Genomic DNA, 16,425 nt, shown 5'->3' on the forward strand with positions numbered 1-16,425 from the left:
ATATGAGTTTTGTAATGGCTGATTTTTACAAGAGGTTTGTTGACGAGGAGCTTGACAGCGAGGGCAGACTTAAAAGCTTTAAGCTTGACCTGCCTGAGAACTTCAACTTCTCATATGACGTTATAGACGAGCTGGCTAAGAACGTGCCTGATAAGGTGGCTATGCAGTGGGTCAACGAGGAGGGTGAGGAGCATATCTTCACTTACAAGGATCTTTCTGAAAAGAGCAGTCAGGTGGCTAACATGATGCTGGCACACGGAGTTAAGAAGGGCGATTTTGTTATGGCTGTTCTTAAACGTCATTATGAGTTCTGGTTCCTTGCTTACGGTCTTATGAAGATAGGCGCTATCCTTGTGCCTGCAACTTGTCAGCTCAAGAAAAAAGACTATGTTTACCGCTTTGACGCTGCGTCTATATCTTATATCGTGGCAACTGCGGAGGACGATGTTCCTAATCAGGTGGATTCAGCTCTTGAGCAGTACAGCGGCATGAAAGAGAAGTTTATCACTCACGGTGCTAAAGAGGGTTGGATAGATTTTCTCAGCGAAATGGACAAGTATCCAAAGACTTTTGAGAGGATCGAAACACACGTTACTGAGTCAATGCTTATGTATTTCAGCTCTGGTACGACTGGATATCCTAAAATGGTACTGCACAAGTATTCACTGGCTGCGGCACACATTATCACTGCTAAGCACTGGCATCATCTTGACGAGAACTCACTGCACCTTACTGTTTCTGAAACAGGCTGGGCTAAGTGTGCATGGGGCAAGATGTTTGGTCAGTTTATCTGCGGTGCAACAACTTTTGTATATGACTTCGACAGATTTATTCCTGCAAACGTGCTGAAAGTAATTCAGGATTACAAGCTTACTTCTTTCTGCGCACCTCCGACAATGTACAGATTTTTCATCAAGGAGGGTCTTGAAAACTATGACCTTTCTTCACTGAAATATAGCTGTATCGCCGGTGAGGCTCTTAACCCTGAGGTATTCAACAAGTGGTATGAGTACACAGGTCTTAAGCTTATGGAGGGCTTCGGTCAGACAGAGGGCGCTGTGCTTGTGGGCAATCTTTACGGCATGGAGCCAAAGCCGGGCTCAATGGGCAAGCCTACACCGCTTTACAATATCGGTATAGTTGACAACGAGGGCAAGCCTGTTAAGGTAGGCGAGACAGGCGAGATCGTTGTTTACGCTAAGAGAGGCGAGAACCCTGCGCTGTTCAAGGAGTATTACAGAAACCCTGAGGCAACGGACAACGCTTGGAGATTTGGTATGTATCACACAGGCGACACTGCTTACATGGACGATGACGGCTACTACTGGTATGTTGGAAGAACGGACGACCTTATCAAGGCTTCGGGTTATCGTATAGGACCTTTCGAGATAGAGAGTATCCTTATGGAACACCCTTCTGTACTTGAGTGCGCTATCACGGCGGCTGATGACGCTATCAGAGGCAAGGTAGTTAAGGCTACTATCGTGCTTGCAAAGGGCTACACTGCTTCTCCTGAGCTTGCTAAGGAGCTTCAGAACTATGTTAAGCAATCAACTGCGCCTTACAAGTATCCTAGAATAGTTGAGTTCGTGGACGAGCTGCCTAAGACTATCAGCGGTAAGATACGCCGTGTTGAGATAAGAGAGAATGACAGCAAGAAGAATAGCTGATTGATTTAGATATGATAAAAGCACAATGCTCTTGGTGGGTGTTGTGCTTTTTGTTTGTTGCTTCGACGGGCGAACAGTGTTCGCCCCTACGGAATTTTGCAGGATATTTTATTTTGCAATTTTCAACATTTTATATTTTTTTGTAAAAGTATTGACAAATATTTGGCTTTATGGTATTATATAATATTACCATGACATATGGGGAATTATAGAGAATCGGGAGAGGTGCTTTTTATGAAGAATGGTATGAAGAAAACGGCGGCTGTTGTTATGGCGGCAATGCTTATGGGTACGGGGGCTGTTGTACCTGCGGCGGAGGATATGGGGATATTCTCACAGACGGCTATCGTTGCGGAAGCGGCGAGTGTTGGCAAGGTAACGGGGCTTAAATCTAAGACGCTTTCAAACAGTGAGATACAGCTCAACTGGAGCAAGGTAAAGGGTGCGAGCGGTTACACTGTTTATATGCGAAAAAACGGCAAGTACAACAAGCTTGGGGATTGCAAGGGTACGAGCTACACAGTTAAGAAGCTGCCTAATGCAACGAGAGAAAATTTTAAAGTAAGGGCATACAAGACTGTAAAGGGCAAGAAAGTTTACGGAGAATATTCCGCAAACTGGAACACGGCGACCAATCCGCAGGCTTGCAAGGGGCTGAAGGTAAGCAGTGTTGGCACTGACAGCGTTAAGCTTTCTTGGACGAAGATAGGCTGTACAAATTACCGCATTTATCAGAACATAAAAGGCAAATGGAAAGAGATAGGCAAGACCACAGGGACAAGCTACACTGTGAAGAAGCTTGCGCCTGCGACAAAGTATCAGTTCAAGATAAGGGCTTGCAAGCAGGACGACAAAAAGACGAATAATAATCACTATGGCAAGTATTCGGGGGTCGTGACGGCGACAACTAAGAAAAGTGATAAGATAACGCAGGCAGATATTGATGCGATGAAAAAAGAGTTGCAGGAGTATTCAAATAGCAAGGCTGAATATGTAAATAATCACTATACGGAGTTTTGGACTTACGGAGAAGAGTACACTACACTTGAAGAATTTTATGAGTTGTGCATAAGTGAAAGCACACCACAAAATTCTAGTTATAATGATGTTTACACTATTTCATTTGACGAAACTGATATAGTAACCACAACGTCCAATTTTAAAAACACTATTGATTTTTTATACGGAGAGTTTACAAAGTCTTATTTAGTTGTATATGTAGAGACCTGCCCAAACGGAAATGATGTGTATAATAAACCTTGTTGGTCAGTGTATTTCCTTAGGTAATGAATATATTGTAGCATATTATACGCTATTTGTAAATATGTAACAAAAACGCTATACAAAATCTGTACTTGCTATGGAAAAGTCAAAGAGTTGTGAGGTGAATGTTTTGCAGGCGGTTTATGAATATCCTCCGAAGCTGTCAAGGGCGGAGAGGCAGGTCAAGGCGGCACATGATATCGAAGAATACAGGAAAATGCAGAGGAATATGTATAAGAATATCCTGCTTGGGGTCGTTATCATCATAATTGGTGCGGTGTTTGCAAGTGCGGTCTTTGCAAAGGTCCTGCTTATACTGCTGGGGGCTTGCAATTGTTCTGTGGGCGGGCTTATGTACTGGTATTACTCGCTTTCACGGGACGCTGATGTTTACACGAGGATATATGAGGATCACATTGAACACTCTCAGCGCATGGGGCTTTCTAAAAGCTATCTGCACATATGTCTTTACTATGAGGAGATAGAGAAGTCTTATCAGACAAACAAGGGAAGACTCGTTTGCGTGCTGAAAAATGTGGAGAAGTCAAGCTTTGTGGTAAAGGACAAAGAGGGCAGGGAGAAAGCTTTTGTGCCTGAGGACGGTATGATAGCTCTGAGCTTTCAGGACACTAAGGGCAAGCTTGTGCTTATCAATGACTTTTATGAGAAGATAGGTTATCCACACAAGGAATACAACAAGATAGAGGACGAGGAGGACGATTATTACTCCGAGGAGGATATGAAGTGGGACAGACTTCATAAGCATGGGCTGTAGTTGTAAACTTTTTGTTAAGCCCTTGAAATGTGGGGCAGAATGTGATAACATATTATTGTATCAATACACTTAAAACACTATGACCGAGAGAGTAGTTTTGCTAAGGGTCTTCAGAGAGAAGCTGCGGCGTGTGTGCGTTTTCTGAAAGCGGCTTTATATCCTGACAAAATGAAGTTCACTTGCGAGTGGTCATGCCGAATGAGAGATAGTCTTTAGTAAGCGTGAACGTCTGTCTGCGTTAAGGACGGAAGAGTGTTGGCTCTTTACTGATAGGTGGTATAAACAAGAATTTCAAAGTCTTGTCCTGTTTAGTCGGGGCAGGGCTTATTTTTATAGGAGGATAAGTAATGAAAGAACAGTTGAAAAGCATTGACGAGCGTGCGAAAGAAGAACTTTCACATATTGATGACGCCAAGCTGTTGGAAGATTTCAGAGTAAGATTTCTTGGCAAAAAGGGAGAGATAACTTCCATACTTAAGCAAATGGGCAAGCTTTCCGCAGAGGAAAGACCTGTTATCGGTCAGCTTGCAAACAAGGTAAGAGCTGATATCGAGAATGCTCTCAATAAGCGTAAGGAAGAGCTTAAGAGCAAAATGGAGCAGGTAAGGCTTACAGAGGAAGCTATAGATGTTACGCTTCCGGGCAAGAAAACAAGAATAGGCAGACCTCACCCTCTGAACGCTACTCTTGAAGAGGTAGAGGAAGTGTTCCTTGGCATGGGCTTTGATATCGTTGACGGTCCAGAGGTTGAAACAGACCATTATTGCTTCGAGGCACTGAATATGCCTAAATCTCACCCTGCTAGAGATACGCAGGATACATTCTACATCAATGAGAACGTTGTTCTTAGAACACAGACTTCTTCTGTTCAGATAAGAACAATGGAAAAGAGAAAGCCGCCTATCAGAATTATTTCACCTGGCAGAGTTTACCGTTCTGACACAGTGGACGCTACACATTCACCGCTGTTCCACCAGATAGAGGGTCTTGTTATTGACAAGGGCATCACTATGGCTGACCTTAAGGGTACGCTGGAGCTTCTTATGAAGCGTCTTTATGGCGAGGACACTCAGATAAGACTTCGTCCGCACCACTTCCCATACACAGAGCCTTCTGCTGAAGTTGACCTTATGTGCTTCAACTGCCATGGCAAGGGTTGTTCAATGTGCAAGCAGGAGGGCTGGGTAGAGCTTCTCGGCGCAGGTATGGTACACCCTAAGGTACTTGAGGGCTGTGGCATTGACCCTGAGGTTTACAGCGGATTTGCATTTGGTATCGGTCTTGAAAGAATAACAATGGGCAGATACAACATCAATGACATGCGTCTGCTTTATGAGAACGATATGAGATTTTTAGAGCAGTTCTGATGAATGAAGTTATGAGCCAGAGCAGGCTTTACAGAAAGCTTGTGCCGTCAAAGGCTAAGCTTGTAACGTCGGCGGCTATCAGCATACTTATGGCGCTGATAGTAGGCGTTGGCGGTGGGTTATCGGTCATGCTTGTAAAAGAACAGCAGAGTGCATGGGATATGCTAGTGTTATGTGGGTTTCTGGTGATTTTTCTTGGTATCCTGCTTTTTATCGGAATAAGAGGATTTAAAAGGCAGGTAAAACAATACAGAGGGAACCTTGCAAGGCTGGAGCAATTTGACGCTCAGGATATGCTGGCTTTGGAAAGCGAGATAGAGGGAAGCGAGTTCAAATACAAGACCTTTTATCTACTTGACAGATATATGTATGTGCCTAAGGCTAAACTGCTTATAAAATATACGGATATTAGAGAGTTCAAGACCATAGTTCACAGCACAAAGGGTGTCAATGACAGCATGAAAGCTGAGATAACTGATAATTTCGGGATAAAATATACTGTGAACATAAAGCGGTGGAAGGATTTCTATATTTATAGACCGCTGTTTTTAAAGGACTTGGACGAGAAGATACAAAACTGCGGTAAATGATAAGATTACGGAGGAATAATAAATGGATTTGTCAATGAAATGGCTTGCAGACTATGTAGACTGCGATATGCCGATAAAGGATTTTGTTTCCGCTCTGACGCTTTCAGGCTCAAAGGTAGAGTGCTTTGAGCAGGAGGGCAAGGATATTTCTAACGTTGTTGTGGGCAAGGTAGTTTCTATGGAGCGTCACCCTGATTCTGACCATATGTTCATCACTCAGGTAGACGTGGGAGAGGACGAGCCTGTTCAGATAGTTACCGGCGCTCAGAACGTTCATGAGGGCGATTTTGTGCCTGTTGCAAAGCACAAGTCATCTGTTCTACATGAGGGCAAGCAGGTGAAGATAACAAAGGGCAAGCTGAGAGGCGTTGCTTCTAATGGTATGCTTTGCTCACTGGGCGAGCTTGGACTTTCTGTTCACGATTTCCCATATGCTATAGAGGACGGAATTTTCATTCTTGGCGATGACTGCGACAAGACAGTAGGCAAGGATATACATGAGGCTATAGGATATAATGATACGACAGTTGAGTTTGAGATAACTTCAAACAGACCTGACTGCCTTTCTGTTATCGGTCTTGCAAGAGAAACTGCGGCTACTTTCGGCACTGAGCTGAAGGTCAAGAAGCCTGAGTTCAAGGGCATTGACGGGGATATCAACGATATGCTCAAGGTAAAGATACACAACACTGACCTTTGCAAGAGATATATGGCCGGTATCGTTAAGAATGTAAAGATAGGTCCGTCACCTCGTTGGATGAGAGAAAGACTCAGAGGCTGCGGCGTTAGACCTATCAACAACTTTGTTGATATCACAAACTATGTTATGCTTGAATACGGCAGACCGATGCACGCTTTTGACCTGAGATATGTTAAGGACGCATCTATCAACATCAGAAACGCTAAAGCAGGAGAAACTATCACAACTCTTGACGGCGAGGTAAGAGAGCTTTCAGAAGAGATGCTCGTTATTGCTGACGCTGAAAAACCTGTTGCAGTTGCAGGCGTTATGGGTGGTGAATACAGCGGTATCATGGACGATACAACTACTGTTGTATTTGAGTCTGCTTGCTTTGACGGCGCAAGCGTAAGAACTACAGCCAAGAAGCTTGGCATGAGAAGTGACGCTTCTGCAAGATATGAAAAGGGTCTTGACCCACATGAGTGCTACGAGGCTCTTATGAGAGCTTTCCAGCTTGTTGAAGAGCTTGGTGCAGGTGAGGTCGTAAAGACTTACATTGATGAGAATTACGAGGACGAAACGCCTAAGACGGTTGATTTTGACCCTGAGTGGATAAATAAGTTTCTTGGTACTGAAATACCTGAGAGCGACATGGTTGAATATCTCACAAGACTTGGCTTTGAGATAAAGGACGGCAAGGTAGTTTCACCTTGGTACAGAGTGGACATTGCCTGCAAGGCTGACGTGGCAGAGGAAGTTGCTAGACTTTACGGCTACAACAAGATTCCAAACACTATCGTAAGAGGCGTTGCTCAGGCTAAGCTCACCGAGGTGCAGAAGTTTGACAGACATATACAGAGATCTATGCTCGCTATGGGTCTTAACGAGATATCTACATTCTCATTTATTTCGCCTAAGTATTTTGACAAGATAAATCTTCCTGCTGACTCAAAACTGAGAAAGACAGTTGTTATCACAAACCCTCTTGGCGAGGACACCAGCGTTATGAGAACGACTATCATTCCGTCTGTATGTGAAGTGCTTGCAAGAAACTACAGCTACCGCAACCCTGAGTGCTATATCTTTGAGAGAGGAAACGAGTATATACCTGTTGAGGGAGAGGTGCTTCCTAACGAGCCTGAAAGACTTGGTTTTGGTTTCTATGACACTGAAACAAAGGCTGATTTCTATGACATAAAGGGTTTTGTCGAGGGTCTGCTCTCTAAGCTTGGCGCACAGAAAGTTGAATTTGAAAAGGCTACTGCTGAATGTAGCTTTGACGAGTTCTATGCTTTCCACCCAGGCAGAGTTGCTGTTGTTAAAGTAAATGGTGAGGAGATCGGCATTTTTGGCGAGCTTCACCCGAGAGTTCTGGAGAACTACGGCATTGACGCAAGAGCTTATGTGGGCAAGATAAATGTTCCTGAGCTTATGGCAAGCTGTGTTGCTCAGAAGACATATAAGCCACTGCCTAAGTATCCTGCTACAACAAGAGATCTGTCTATCGTTTGTGATGACGATATTCCTGCGGCTCTTCTTGAAAAGACTATAAGCAAGGCTGTTGGCTCGATACTTGAAAAGGTAACGCTTTTTGACGTTTACAAGGGCGAGCAGATCGAAAAGGGCAAGAAGTCTGTTTCATACTCCATTTCAATGCGTTCACATGACGGCACGCTTACTGACGAGCAGGCTGACAAGGCTATGAAGAAAGTTCTTGAAGCTCTCAAGGCTATCGGTGCTGAACTCAGAATGTAAAAAATATAGTGCTTGATTTGTATAAAGTGCATAAATTTTGCTTTTTGACTTGTTATTTTGAAACAAATGGAGTATAATAATATCAGGCGTATTGCTGATATTAATACATTGCAGAGGGGCTGAGCATAATGCACGAACAAACTATGGAATTTTCAGTACAGCACGACAAGGAGGCTGAGCTGAAAAAGACACTTACAATTATATATGACGCTCTGAAAGAGAAGGGCTATAATCCTATTAATCAGATCGTAGGTTATATTCTTTCTGAGGACCCGACCTACATAACGACATACAATAATGCCAGAAGTCTTATTCGTCATATTGACAGAGATGAACTTTTGCAGGCATTGGTGAAGTCCTATCTTGAGTCATAACTGATATTTAAAGGCGGTAGTTTTTGCCGCCTTTTTTGTTTTACGTCAGAATTTACCTGAAACGTATTTTTGTATAAAGACGTTTTCTGAACATAATAGTATAAGATGATAAGAAAACGGAGGGCTTCATATGAAGATAAGAAATTGCATGGCACTTATTTGTGCAGTTGTAGCGCTCAGTGCTTGTGGCAGGACAGTGATAGTGCGTGAGGGAAATTCATCAGAGGGAACAAGCTCGGCGGTCATCGAGCCTGTGGCTGTGGGAAAGAAAACAGCAAAGGAAAAGATAGATCTTTCGGGGCTTTCACATGACAAGGTCGGATATGGTCAAGGCGTTCTTGTGGACGAAAAGAACAGGACGACTGGTGCGCTTGATTTTAATGCACAATACGGCATGCTTAATGCAAAGGCTATAAATAATGATGACAAGATATATCTGACCTTTGATCAGGGGTATGAGAACGGATACACTGAAAAGATCCTCGATGTGCTGAAAGAGAAAAAGGTCAAGGCGACGTTTTTTCTTTTGCAGGATTATGCAGAGAAAAATCCTGAGCTTGTGAAGCGTATGATAGACGAGGGGCATATTGTGGGAAATCATTCGGTACACCATTATTCTATGCCGACGCTTGGGCAGGCGGAATGTGAGTCAGAGATAAAGGATTTCCATAAGTATATGGAGGATAACTATGATTATACCATGACAGTGTTCAGACCGCCTATGGGCGAGTTTTCGGAATTTTCTCTTGGAGTGACGGCAAACTGCGGTTATGAGACTGAGCTTTGGAGCTTTGCTTACGCTGATTGGGACGTGAACAATCAGCCTGATGAGGGGCAGGCACTTGAAAAGCTTGTGAATGCCGCTCACCCGGGGGCTATTTATTTGCTTCACTCGGTATCGAAAACCAATACTGATATTCTCGGGGACTTTATTGACAGAGTAAGGGCTAGCGGATTTGAATTTGGCTGATAAGAGAATATGATGAAGAGAGGCCTTGTGCCTCTCTTTTTGTTATTTTAGGGACATTTGTAGCTGATTTGTAATATGTTAGTCTATTGACAAATTGTTAAAAGTATGTTATATTTTAAATACGAACAGAAACATGAGTTTCTTTAAGGAGGAAATAAAATGGTAAAAAATAAGGTGCTTACACCTGTATTGGCAGGCGTTTTGGGTCTTAGCATAGTTGGCTCAGGTCTTGGCTATTATTTTGTAAATAAAGACAGTAATGATGGTAAAACTGAGGGCGGCAAGGCTAAGCTTACTCAGGTGGCAGATAATATAAACAACACTCTTGGCACGGCTGAAAAGGCTATCAAGGGCGAACTTGATTTTGCTTACAATGCAACGGCTACTGTTTCATTCGGCGAGGGCTTCACAGAGAAGGCAGGTGTCAGCTTACAGCCTATTTCTGTGACAACTGTTACAAAGCAGAAGGGAAGCAACACTGCAGCAGATGTTTCGCTGACATATGGCGGAAATAATCTTGTGTCTGCTAATGCTGTATATTCCAGAGATAACAAGTCGGCTTATGTTCAGATACCTGAGCTTTCTGACGCTTATCTTATGGTTAACGTTGACAGCCTTAAAGACAAGGTAGGCAGTGAGCTTTCTTCACAGGGCATTGACCTTGATTCTCTCTTTGATTCTGCTGAGGGCGCTGATGTTGATTTTGATACTGACGCACTTGAAAAGGATTTGGAGGAATACAAGAAGGTTATAGAGGACTCTTTCCCTAAGCCTGTTGACGGCGACAAAAAGACTGGTGACATTGACGGAAACGAGTACAGCTATACAACTAAGGAATACACTATCTCAGGCAATGATGTAAAGGCTGCTTTTAAGGCTGTTCTTGACAAGGCTAAGGACGACGCTACGCTTAAAGATATGTTCAGCAAGTCAGGTGTTGCTGAAGAGCTTGGTATGTCATATGATGATATAATCTCACAGTATGCTGATTCTATGGATTCACTTTTTGCAAGTGATAATCTTGACGAAACTGCAACATTTAACGCTTACTACAGTGGTGATGATCTTGCGGGCTTTAGCCTTGAAAAAGACGGCGAGGGTGCAACTCTTTACACCATTCTTAAGGATGACGTTGTGGCTGTTGATTTTAGCCTTAACATGGGCAGTGAGGGCAGTGCATCATTCAAGGGTTCTGCAAATACTGTTGACGGTGTTACAAATGGCAAGTTCACAATGAAAATGGAAACTGCGGCTGATTCAGATATAGACGCTGACAAGACTTCTGCTGACGGTGGACTTTCCCTTGAGCCTACCATGGCAGTTTCACCGAGCATAAACTTTGACACAATGGAAGCTGAGGTGACTCTCAAAGACCTTAAAGAAGAGGGTGACGCATTCTCAGGTACTATCAGATTTGATGTGAATGGTACATCTGATTCTCAGGCTGTATCAGGCTGGGTAGAGCTTGCTTCTGCTTCAACTGCTGACAAGCTTGATCTTTCTGTTGAGTTTGGCATGAACGGCAAGCAGTTTGTTACAATGGCAGTTACAGGAAATAAGACAGAGGCTTCTGACATCACTGTTCCGTCAGGCGACAAGATCTATGACATGACAAATGACGATCAGATGAATACATACCTTGCAGGCTGTGACAGTGATGGATTTGTTGCTAATGTAAAGAAAGTTCTTGGTGACGAGGTCTACAATATGCTTGTAAATGCAGAGGGTGATCTTGAGTCAGATTATGATGACTATGGTGATTATGATGATTATGATGACTATGATTTCTCTGATATTGATATGTCAGATTATGATCTGAGTGCAAATGCATAATAGATAAAAAATTAAGAGGATCGCATTGAGCGGTCCTCTTTTTTTAGCTGATAACACGATAATTCTCGGCTGCTTCTTCTTTTTTTACATACTCGGTGACATTGAGAACTTCCACCTTGACAAGCTTCTGACCCATATTTATGGTGATAATGTCGCCAACTTTCACGTCATATGAAGCTCTTGCAATCTTATCGTTCACAAGCACCTTGCCTGCATCGCAAGCTTCGTTTGCAATAGTACGTCGTTTAATAAGTCTTGTGACTTTCAGGTATTTATCAAGCCGCATATTTTCCTCCTTTGTAGTAAAAAAGACCTAACCCGCAGGCTAGGTCTGAGTGGCATAAGCTTTAGATTACTTGTTTACAGCGTCCTTAAGAGCCTTGCCTGCCTTGAATGCAGGAACTTTCTTAGCTGCAACAGTGATCTGCTCCTTTGTACGAGGATTGATAGCTGTCTTTTCAGCTCTCTCTCTAACCTCGAATGTACCGAAACCTACCAGTGAGATCTTCTCGCCGTTAGCAAGTGTCTCTGATACAGAATCAATAACAGTTGTAAGTGCCTTCTCAGCGTCCTTCTTTGAATAATCGCCCTTTTCTGCGATAAGATTGATCAGTTCTGCCTTTGTCATTGTTTTTACCTCCAAATTATTTTTAACGAATAAAGTTATTCATTCATTTTGCTCTCGCCAATAAGCGTCAAGCTCATTTATGCTCAGGGCGGTCATATCCTGCCCGTTTTGCCTTACAGCATTTTCTGTTTTCTCAAACTTCTCGATATAATTATTATTTGTATCCGTCAGCACTTCTTCAGCGTCAAGGTCAAGCTTTCTTGCAAGTGAAGCACAAGTGAACATTATCTCACCAAGCTGTTTTGCAACTACGGCTTTATCACTGTCAGCACTGTTTTCAAGAGTCTTAACAGCATTTTCAAGTGCGCTTATATCATGAGCATTGTCATACTCGATACCTGCTCTTGCTGCACGTTTGCTTAACTTCTGAGCTCTCATAAGTGCAGGAAAGTTCTTTGGAACGCTTTTAAGGGTATCGGAATAAGTTTCCTGTCCCTTGGTTTCTTTCTTGATAGTGTCCCAATTTTTAAGCACTGTTTCAACGTTGTCAGCTTCTACGCTTCCGAAAACGTGTGGGTGTCTGATGATAAGCTTTTTACAAATATCAGTTATCACATCGTCAAGTCTGAAATTGTTGTTTTCGGTCTCGATAACTGTATGGAAAACCACCTGCAAAAGAACGTCGCCAAGTTCTTCTCTCATCATTTCAGGAGAGTCACAGTCAATTGCTTCCATGACCTCATAGACTTCTTCAAGAAAATCTTTCTTGATAGACTTATGGGTCTGGACCTTATCCCACGGGCAGCCGTTCTCGCTTCTGAGAATCATCACGATATCCGCAAGATCATTGATATCAAAGCTGTCTTTAGCAAGCAATTCCTTAATTTTATCGCTCATTACATCATTACCTTTCCAAAAGGGTGCTTATTAATAATAAACCATTTTGCTCAAAATTTCAAGGGTTTTGCGGATTTTTTTTTGAAAATATGTAATTTACAATATTTTTCGGCGTTTCGCACAATAAATATAAACAAAAAAAGTACATTGTGCTACCAATTCCTATAGAAAAAAGAGTCACAAATCTATGATTTATTTGCAAATGGGCTATTTTCGTAAGTGTTTCGTGTGACAAAACGGCTGTCACACTGCACATGATAGCGGCGTAGGTGGGCTTTACGAAAACTTCGCTCACTTTTGGTTTTAGATCCGCCATTTTGCAAACTGAGCGTACGGATAGGACGCATATGAAAACCTCTGATACAAGAGTAGAAATAGCTGCTCCTGATATATTTATTATGGGCTGTCTTATAAGTATAATGTTCAGAAATAGCTTGATAATTCCACCTGCCAACATAATTATTATGGCTTTGTGAGGTTTTCCCAGGGTTTGCAGGATAGAAAAGCATGGTGTGGCTATGGCAAGGAATATTACTGCTATTCCAAGTATGGACATTGGCATTATACAGACCTGTATCTCAGTTTCTCGGCCTCCGAAAAGAAAACGCAGGATAGGTTCTGACAAAAATGCTATGCCCATGCCTGCGGGTATGGCTATGATACTGGTGACGATGAGCATTTTTGTAAGGTCTGACTGCATGGCTTTTTTATCATTTTTGGCACAGCTTTCGGCAAGTGAGGGGAGTATGCTTTTGCCAAACATTGCGGTGATGGTCGGAACAAGACCGAAAACTGTCACTGCAAGACCAGTATAAGAGCCGTAGATGAAGTTCGGGAGCATATCGGTGGTGAGCTTATCAGAAAGCAGGCTGTCAAATGTGTGTGGAGAAGCTTTCATGGCGGTTTTGATACACGGATTGACAGTGAGCATATCTATCATGTTGGCAAAGGTCATTATCACTGAGATAAGTGCGATCGGAAGGCAGCAGACGACAAGCTTTTTTGCTGTTGCTCCTGTGGGGTCTGTTATGGTATCTCTTTGAAGCATTTGCTTTGTTATGCTGTCGCCTTTGATCTTGCCTGATATGAGAATATACAGACAGGCGATCGCAGAGGCTATGGACGAACCTAGGATAGCTGCGGCAGCTATAAATGGAAGTGCGGCGGAGGCTGCCTGACGTGAGTTTTCATAGGCTGTGCCGAATATCATGCCTGTTTTATCATACATATCGGAGATATGATACATTAGTCCGTAGGCGAAACCAAGACCAAGGATAAGTTTGAAAAGGGTTTCTATCACTTCTGATACAGCGGTCGGTATCATATTCTGCAAGCCCTCACAGTAACCGCGTTCCACTGACATAATGGTACAGAAAATAATAGATGGGGCAACGCACATGAGAGCATATTTTGTACTTGGCTCGCCGACTACATTGCGTGACAGAAAATCTGAGGTGAGTATCATTACTGCAGCAGCGGCTGCGCTGATGATCGTGAAAAGAAAAAATGCAGTTCGCTTGGTATGACGCATATTTGAAAAGCGTTCAAGGGCATAGTTTTCAGCGGTAAGGCGAGCCATGGTGGAGGGGATACCTGAAACGACTATGGCGAAAACTGGTGTGAAAACTGAGAATGCTGAAGCGAAATATCCCATGCCTGTGCCGCCCAGAAGATTAGTAAGAGGTATCTTATAGAGAAGTCCCAGAATTTTTGTTATCAGAACCATTGCAAGCAATATTGCTGAGCCTTTTATAAAGCCTTGTCTTTTCATCTGTCAACCTGCTTTCTGACTTGTTTTTATATGATCTTATGCTGTTATGGTGGGTTTTATTACGGTTTGTCCATATGTCAGGTGGATATGCAGTTGTTTAAATTGCACAAAAATAGAGCTTAGAGTGTTAATACTAAAAAAAAGTTTGCGTAAACACTTTATTTTATAGGAAAAATGTGATATAATCATATTATGTATTTTAAGAAAAAGAGGTAAAAAAGATATGACTTATAAGTTTTCAGAAAAGGTTTCTCATCTGCAGGCTTCTGCTATCAGAGAGATACTTAAATTTACTTCTGACCCAGAGGTAATTTCATTTGCGGCAGGTAATCCTTCTCCTGAGGCATTCCCTGTGGACGAGCTTAATAGGATATCAGAAGAGATATTCAAGAAAAATCCTATCGGCGCACTCCAGTACAGCCTTACAGAGGGATACACTCCGCTGAGAGATCTTCTTAAGAAAGAACTTGAAAAGAAGGGTGAATTTGACCCTGAGAGAGATGATCTTATCATCACAAGCGGTGCTCAGCAGGCTAACGAGCTTGCTTGTAAAGTTCTCTGCGACCCAGGCGACATTCTTTGCTGTGAAGCTCCAAGCTTTATAGGCTCACTTAATGCGTTTAAGTCTTACAATGTTGAGCTTAAGGGTATCACGCTTCATGAAGACGGAGTTGACCTGAAAGAGCTTGAAGAGGCTTTCGCTACAGGCAAGGTAAAGGTATTCTACATTATCTCTAACTTCCAGAATCCTACTGGTCTTACAACTTCTCTTGAAAAGAGAAAGGCTATATATGAGCTTGCTAAGAAGTACAGTGTTATGATCCTTGAAGATAACCCATACGGCGACCTGAGAATAAAGGGTGAGGCTATCCCGTCTATCAAGAGCATGGACAAGGACGGTCTTGTTATGTATTCAAGAACATTCTCGAAGATACTTGCTCCTGGTATCAGAGTTGGCTACATTTCCGCTCCAAAGGAGATAATCGGAAAGATAGTTGTCTGCAAGCAGGTGGCTGACGTACATACAAATATCTGGGCGCAGATGCTGGCTTACAACTTCATGAAGGACAATGATATCGAAGCACATCTTGCTTCGCTGAGAGTGATCTACAAGCATAAGCTCGAACTTATGATAGAGCAGATCGAGAAGAATTTCTCTTCACAGATCAAGTTCACAAGACCTGAGGGCGGTCTGTTCATTTGGTGTACTCTTCCGGAAGGCAGTGACATGACTGGTTTCTGCAAAAAGGCTGTTGCAGAATATAAGGTAGCCGTTGTTCCGGGCAATGCTTTCATGGTAAGCGAGTCTGACAAGACAGCTTCATTCAGATTGAACTTCTCAACTCCTACAGACAAACAGATAATCGACGGCTGTGAGAAGCTTGGCAAGCTTTCTAAGGAAATGTTCGGCGATTAAGATAAAATGAAAAAAGTTCCTTTTACGCCTTTTCAGCTAGTGCTTACGGTGGTAAATACGGCGGCTCTAATGTTCTGCATGGGGTGTGATTGCTTTGTGCTGATAGTGGGCATGACGGCAGGCAGGACAAAGCCTTATGTGGTGGATCTTGTGCTAAGTCTTCTTACTATGGCGGTGTTTATTCTGCTTGTGTTTTCAGCAGGCAGGATAAATATTTTCAGTGATAAAGCTGACCCCGATGGGGACACTGCACCTGCGGTATCGGCACTTAGGACGTATTTTTGTATCTTGTTTTTTGATATCTCAGGAGTGCTGGGTCTTATGCTTGCGGGAGCGTTGGGGGTTGAGTGGGCTAAAAAAGCTATTATAATTTTTGCTCCTGTCGTTTTTGTCCTTGCGGCGATTGTTTATTTTATTCTATCGGGCAGGATAGGTCTTGATGATTTTTCGGATAGTGACGGGGAAGAATGATATTACAAAGGGGAGGTCTGTC

At 42.8% G+C, this 16,425-nt stretch carries 15 protein-coding genes; 11 read left to right on the forward strand and 4 right to left on the reverse strand.

Going from position 1 to position 16,425, the window contains the following annotated elements; all coding sequences use genetic code 11:
* The first annotated feature begins 2 nt into the window (after positions 1-2).
* From RBI_RS11690 to RBI_RS11730, 9 genes are all read left to right on the forward strand, one after another.
* A complete protein-coding gene (locus RBI_RS11690; protein WP_081856054.1) occupies positions 3-1,670 on the forward strand; it encodes an AMP-binding protein in 1,668 nt (555 codons plus the stop codon).
* Positions 1,671-1,904: 234 nt separating this feature from the next.
* Positions 1,905-2,957, forward strand: a complete 1,053-nt coding sequence (locus RBI_RS11695) for a fibronectin type III domain-containing protein (protein ID WP_041337311.1) — start codon at positions 1,905-1,907, stop codon at positions 2,955-2,957.
* A 73-nt stretch (positions 2,958-3,030) separates the two neighbouring features.
* Complete coding sequence (locus RBI_RS11700; RefSeq protein ID WP_081856056.1) at positions 3,031-3,708, forward strand: hypothetical protein; 678 nt, start codon at positions 3,031-3,033, stop codon at positions 3,706-3,708.
* Positions 3,709-4,055: 347 nt separating this feature from the next.
* The gene (gene pheS / locus RBI_RS11705) at positions 4,056-5,075 is read left to right on the forward strand and encodes a phenylalanine--tRNA ligase subunit alpha (protein WP_022288228.1); all 1,020 of its coding nucleotides are present in this window, start codon (positions 4,056-4,058) and stop codon (positions 5,073-5,075) included.
* Positions 5,075-5,665, forward strand: a complete 591-nt coding sequence (locus tag RBI_RS11710) for a hypothetical protein (protein WP_041337312.1) — start codon at positions 5,075-5,077, stop codon at positions 5,663-5,665. The genes pheS and RBI_RS11710 overlap by 1 nt, the downstream gene beginning before the upstream one ends.
* A 22-nt stretch (positions 5,666-5,687) precedes the next feature.
* Positions 5,688-8,102, forward strand: coding sequence for a phenylalanine--tRNA ligase subunit beta (gene pheT / locus RBI_RS11715; protein ID WP_041337313.1), 2,415 nt, complete (start codon positions 5,688-5,690; stop codon positions 8,100-8,102).
* 128 nt (positions 8,103-8,230) lie between these two features.
* The gene (locus RBI_RS11720) at positions 8,231-8,476 is read left to right on the forward strand and encodes an IreB family regulatory phosphoprotein (RefSeq protein ID WP_022288225.1); all 246 of its coding nucleotides are present in this window, start codon (positions 8,231-8,233) and stop codon (positions 8,474-8,476) included.
* A gap of 130 nt (positions 8,477-8,606) precedes the next feature.
* The gene (locus RBI_RS11725) at positions 8,607-9,446 is read left to right on the forward strand and encodes a polysaccharide deacetylase family protein (protein ID WP_051706890.1); all 840 of its coding nucleotides are present in this window, start codon (positions 8,607-8,609) and stop codon (positions 9,444-9,446) included.
* A 159-nt stretch (positions 9,447-9,605) separates the two neighbouring features.
* Positions 9,606-11,279 carry a DUF6583 family protein gene (locus RBI_RS11730; protein WP_041337315.1) on the forward strand — a complete coding sequence of 558 codons (1,674 nt, stop codon included), beginning with the start codon at positions 9,606-9,608 and terminating at the stop codon, positions 11,277-11,279.
* A gap of 43 nt (positions 11,280-11,322) precedes the next feature.
* Here the strand turns inward: RBI_RS11730 and RBI_RS11735 are convergent, their stop codons facing one another.
* The 4 genes from RBI_RS11735 to RBI_RS11750 all read right to left on the reverse strand — a co-directional run bounded on the left by RBI_RS11735 (position 11,323) and on the right by RBI_RS11750 (position 14,515).
* Positions 11,323-11,565 carry an RNA-binding S4 domain-containing protein gene (locus RBI_RS11735; protein WP_041337316.1) on the reverse strand — a complete coding sequence of 81 codons (243 nt, stop codon included), beginning with the start codon at positions 11,563-11,565 and terminating at the stop codon, positions 11,323-11,325.
* A gap of 66 nt (positions 11,566-11,631) precedes the next feature.
* Positions 11,632-11,922, reverse strand: a complete 291-nt coding sequence (locus RBI_RS11740; protein ID WP_256319968.1) for an HU family DNA-binding protein — start codon at positions 11,920-11,922, stop codon at positions 11,632-11,634.
* A gap of 24 nt (positions 11,923-11,946) precedes the next feature.
* The gene (mazG, locus tag RBI_RS11745) at positions 11,947-12,744 is read right to left on the reverse strand and encodes a nucleoside triphosphate pyrophosphohydrolase (protein ID WP_041337317.1); all 798 of its coding nucleotides are present in this window, start codon (positions 12,742-12,744) and stop codon (positions 11,947-11,949) included.
* Positions 12,745-12,802: 58 nt separating this feature from the next.
* Positions 12,803-14,515 (reverse strand): putative polysaccharide biosynthesis protein, encoded by a 1,713-nt coding sequence (locus RBI_RS11750; RefSeq protein WP_041337318.1) that lies wholly within the window; start codon positions 14,513-14,515, stop codon positions 12,803-12,805.
* Between the two features lie 223 nt (positions 14,516-14,738).
* On the opposite strand from RBI_RS11750, the gene RBI_RS11755 reads away from it, so the two are divergent.
* Positions 14,739-15,932: a PLP-dependent aminotransferase family protein gene (locus tag RBI_RS11755; RefSeq protein ID WP_041337319.1), complete on the forward strand. Its 1,194-nt coding sequence runs from the start codon at positions 14,739-14,741 to the stop codon at positions 15,930-15,932.
* 6 nt (positions 15,933-15,938) lie between these two features.
* Positions 15,939-16,403 carry a hypothetical protein gene (locus tag RBI_RS11760; RefSeq protein ID WP_041337320.1) on the forward strand — a complete coding sequence of 155 codons (465 nt, stop codon included), beginning with the start codon at positions 15,939-15,941 and terminating at the stop codon, positions 16,401-16,403.
* Positions 16,404-16,425: the final 22 nt, after the last annotated feature.

Origin of the sequence: Ruminococcus bicirculans (ex Wegman et al. 2014) (genome assembly GCF_000723465.1) — a bacterium.
GTDB classification, from domain to species: Bacteria; Bacillota; Clostridia; order Oscillospirales; family Ruminococcaceae; genus Hominimerdicola; species Hominimerdicola aceti.

Coding starts and splice junctions, on each gene's coding strand:
- RBI_RS11690 (WP_081856054.1), top strand. CDS start 3: ATGAGTTTTGTAATGGCTGATTTTTACAAGAGGTTTGTTGACGAGGAG.
- RBI_RS11695 (WP_041337311.1), top strand. CDS start 1,905: ATGAAGAATGGTATGAAGAAAACGGCGGCTGTTGTTATGGCGGCAATG.
- RBI_RS11700 (WP_081856056.1), top strand. CDS start 3,031: ATGGAAAAGTCAAAGAGTTGTGAGGTGAATGTTTTGCAGGCGGTTTAT.
- pheS (WP_022288228.1), top strand. CDS start 4,056: ATGAAAGAACAGTTGAAAAGCATTGACGAGCGTGCGAAAGAAGAACTT.
- RBI_RS11710 (WP_041337312.1), top strand. CDS start 5,075: ATGAATGAAGTTATGAGCCAGAGCAGGCTTTACAGAAAGCTTGTGCCG.
- pheT (WP_041337313.1), top strand. CDS start 5,688: ATGGATTTGTCAATGAAATGGCTTGCAGACTATGTAGACTGCGATATG.
- RBI_RS11720 (WP_022288225.1), top strand. CDS start 8,231: ATGCACGAACAAACTATGGAATTTTCAGTACAGCACGACAAGGAGGCT.
- RBI_RS11725 (WP_051706890.1), top strand. CDS start 8,607: ATGAAGATAAGAAATTGCATGGCACTTATTTGTGCAGTTGTAGCGCTC.
- RBI_RS11730 (WP_041337315.1), top strand. CDS start 9,606: ATGGTAAAAAATAAGGTGCTTACACCTGTATTGGCAGGCGTTTTGGGT.
- RBI_RS11735 (WP_041337316.1), bottom strand. CDS start 11,565: ATGCGGCTTGATAAATACCTGAAAGTCACAAGACTTATTAAACGACGT.
- mazG (WP_041337317.1), bottom strand. CDS start 12,744: ATGAGCGATAAAATTAAGGAATTGCTTGCTAAAGACAGCTTTGATATC.
- RBI_RS11750 (WP_041337318.1), bottom strand. CDS start 14,515: ATGAAAAGACAAGGCTTTATAAAAGGCTCAGCAATATTGCTTGCAATG.
- RBI_RS11755 (WP_041337319.1), top strand. CDS start 14,739: ATGACTTATAAGTTTTCAGAAAAGGTTTCTCATCTGCAGGCTTCTGCT.
- RBI_RS11760 (WP_041337320.1), top strand. CDS start 15,939: ATGAAAAAAGTTCCTTTTACGCCTTTTCAGCTAGTGCTTACGGTGGTA.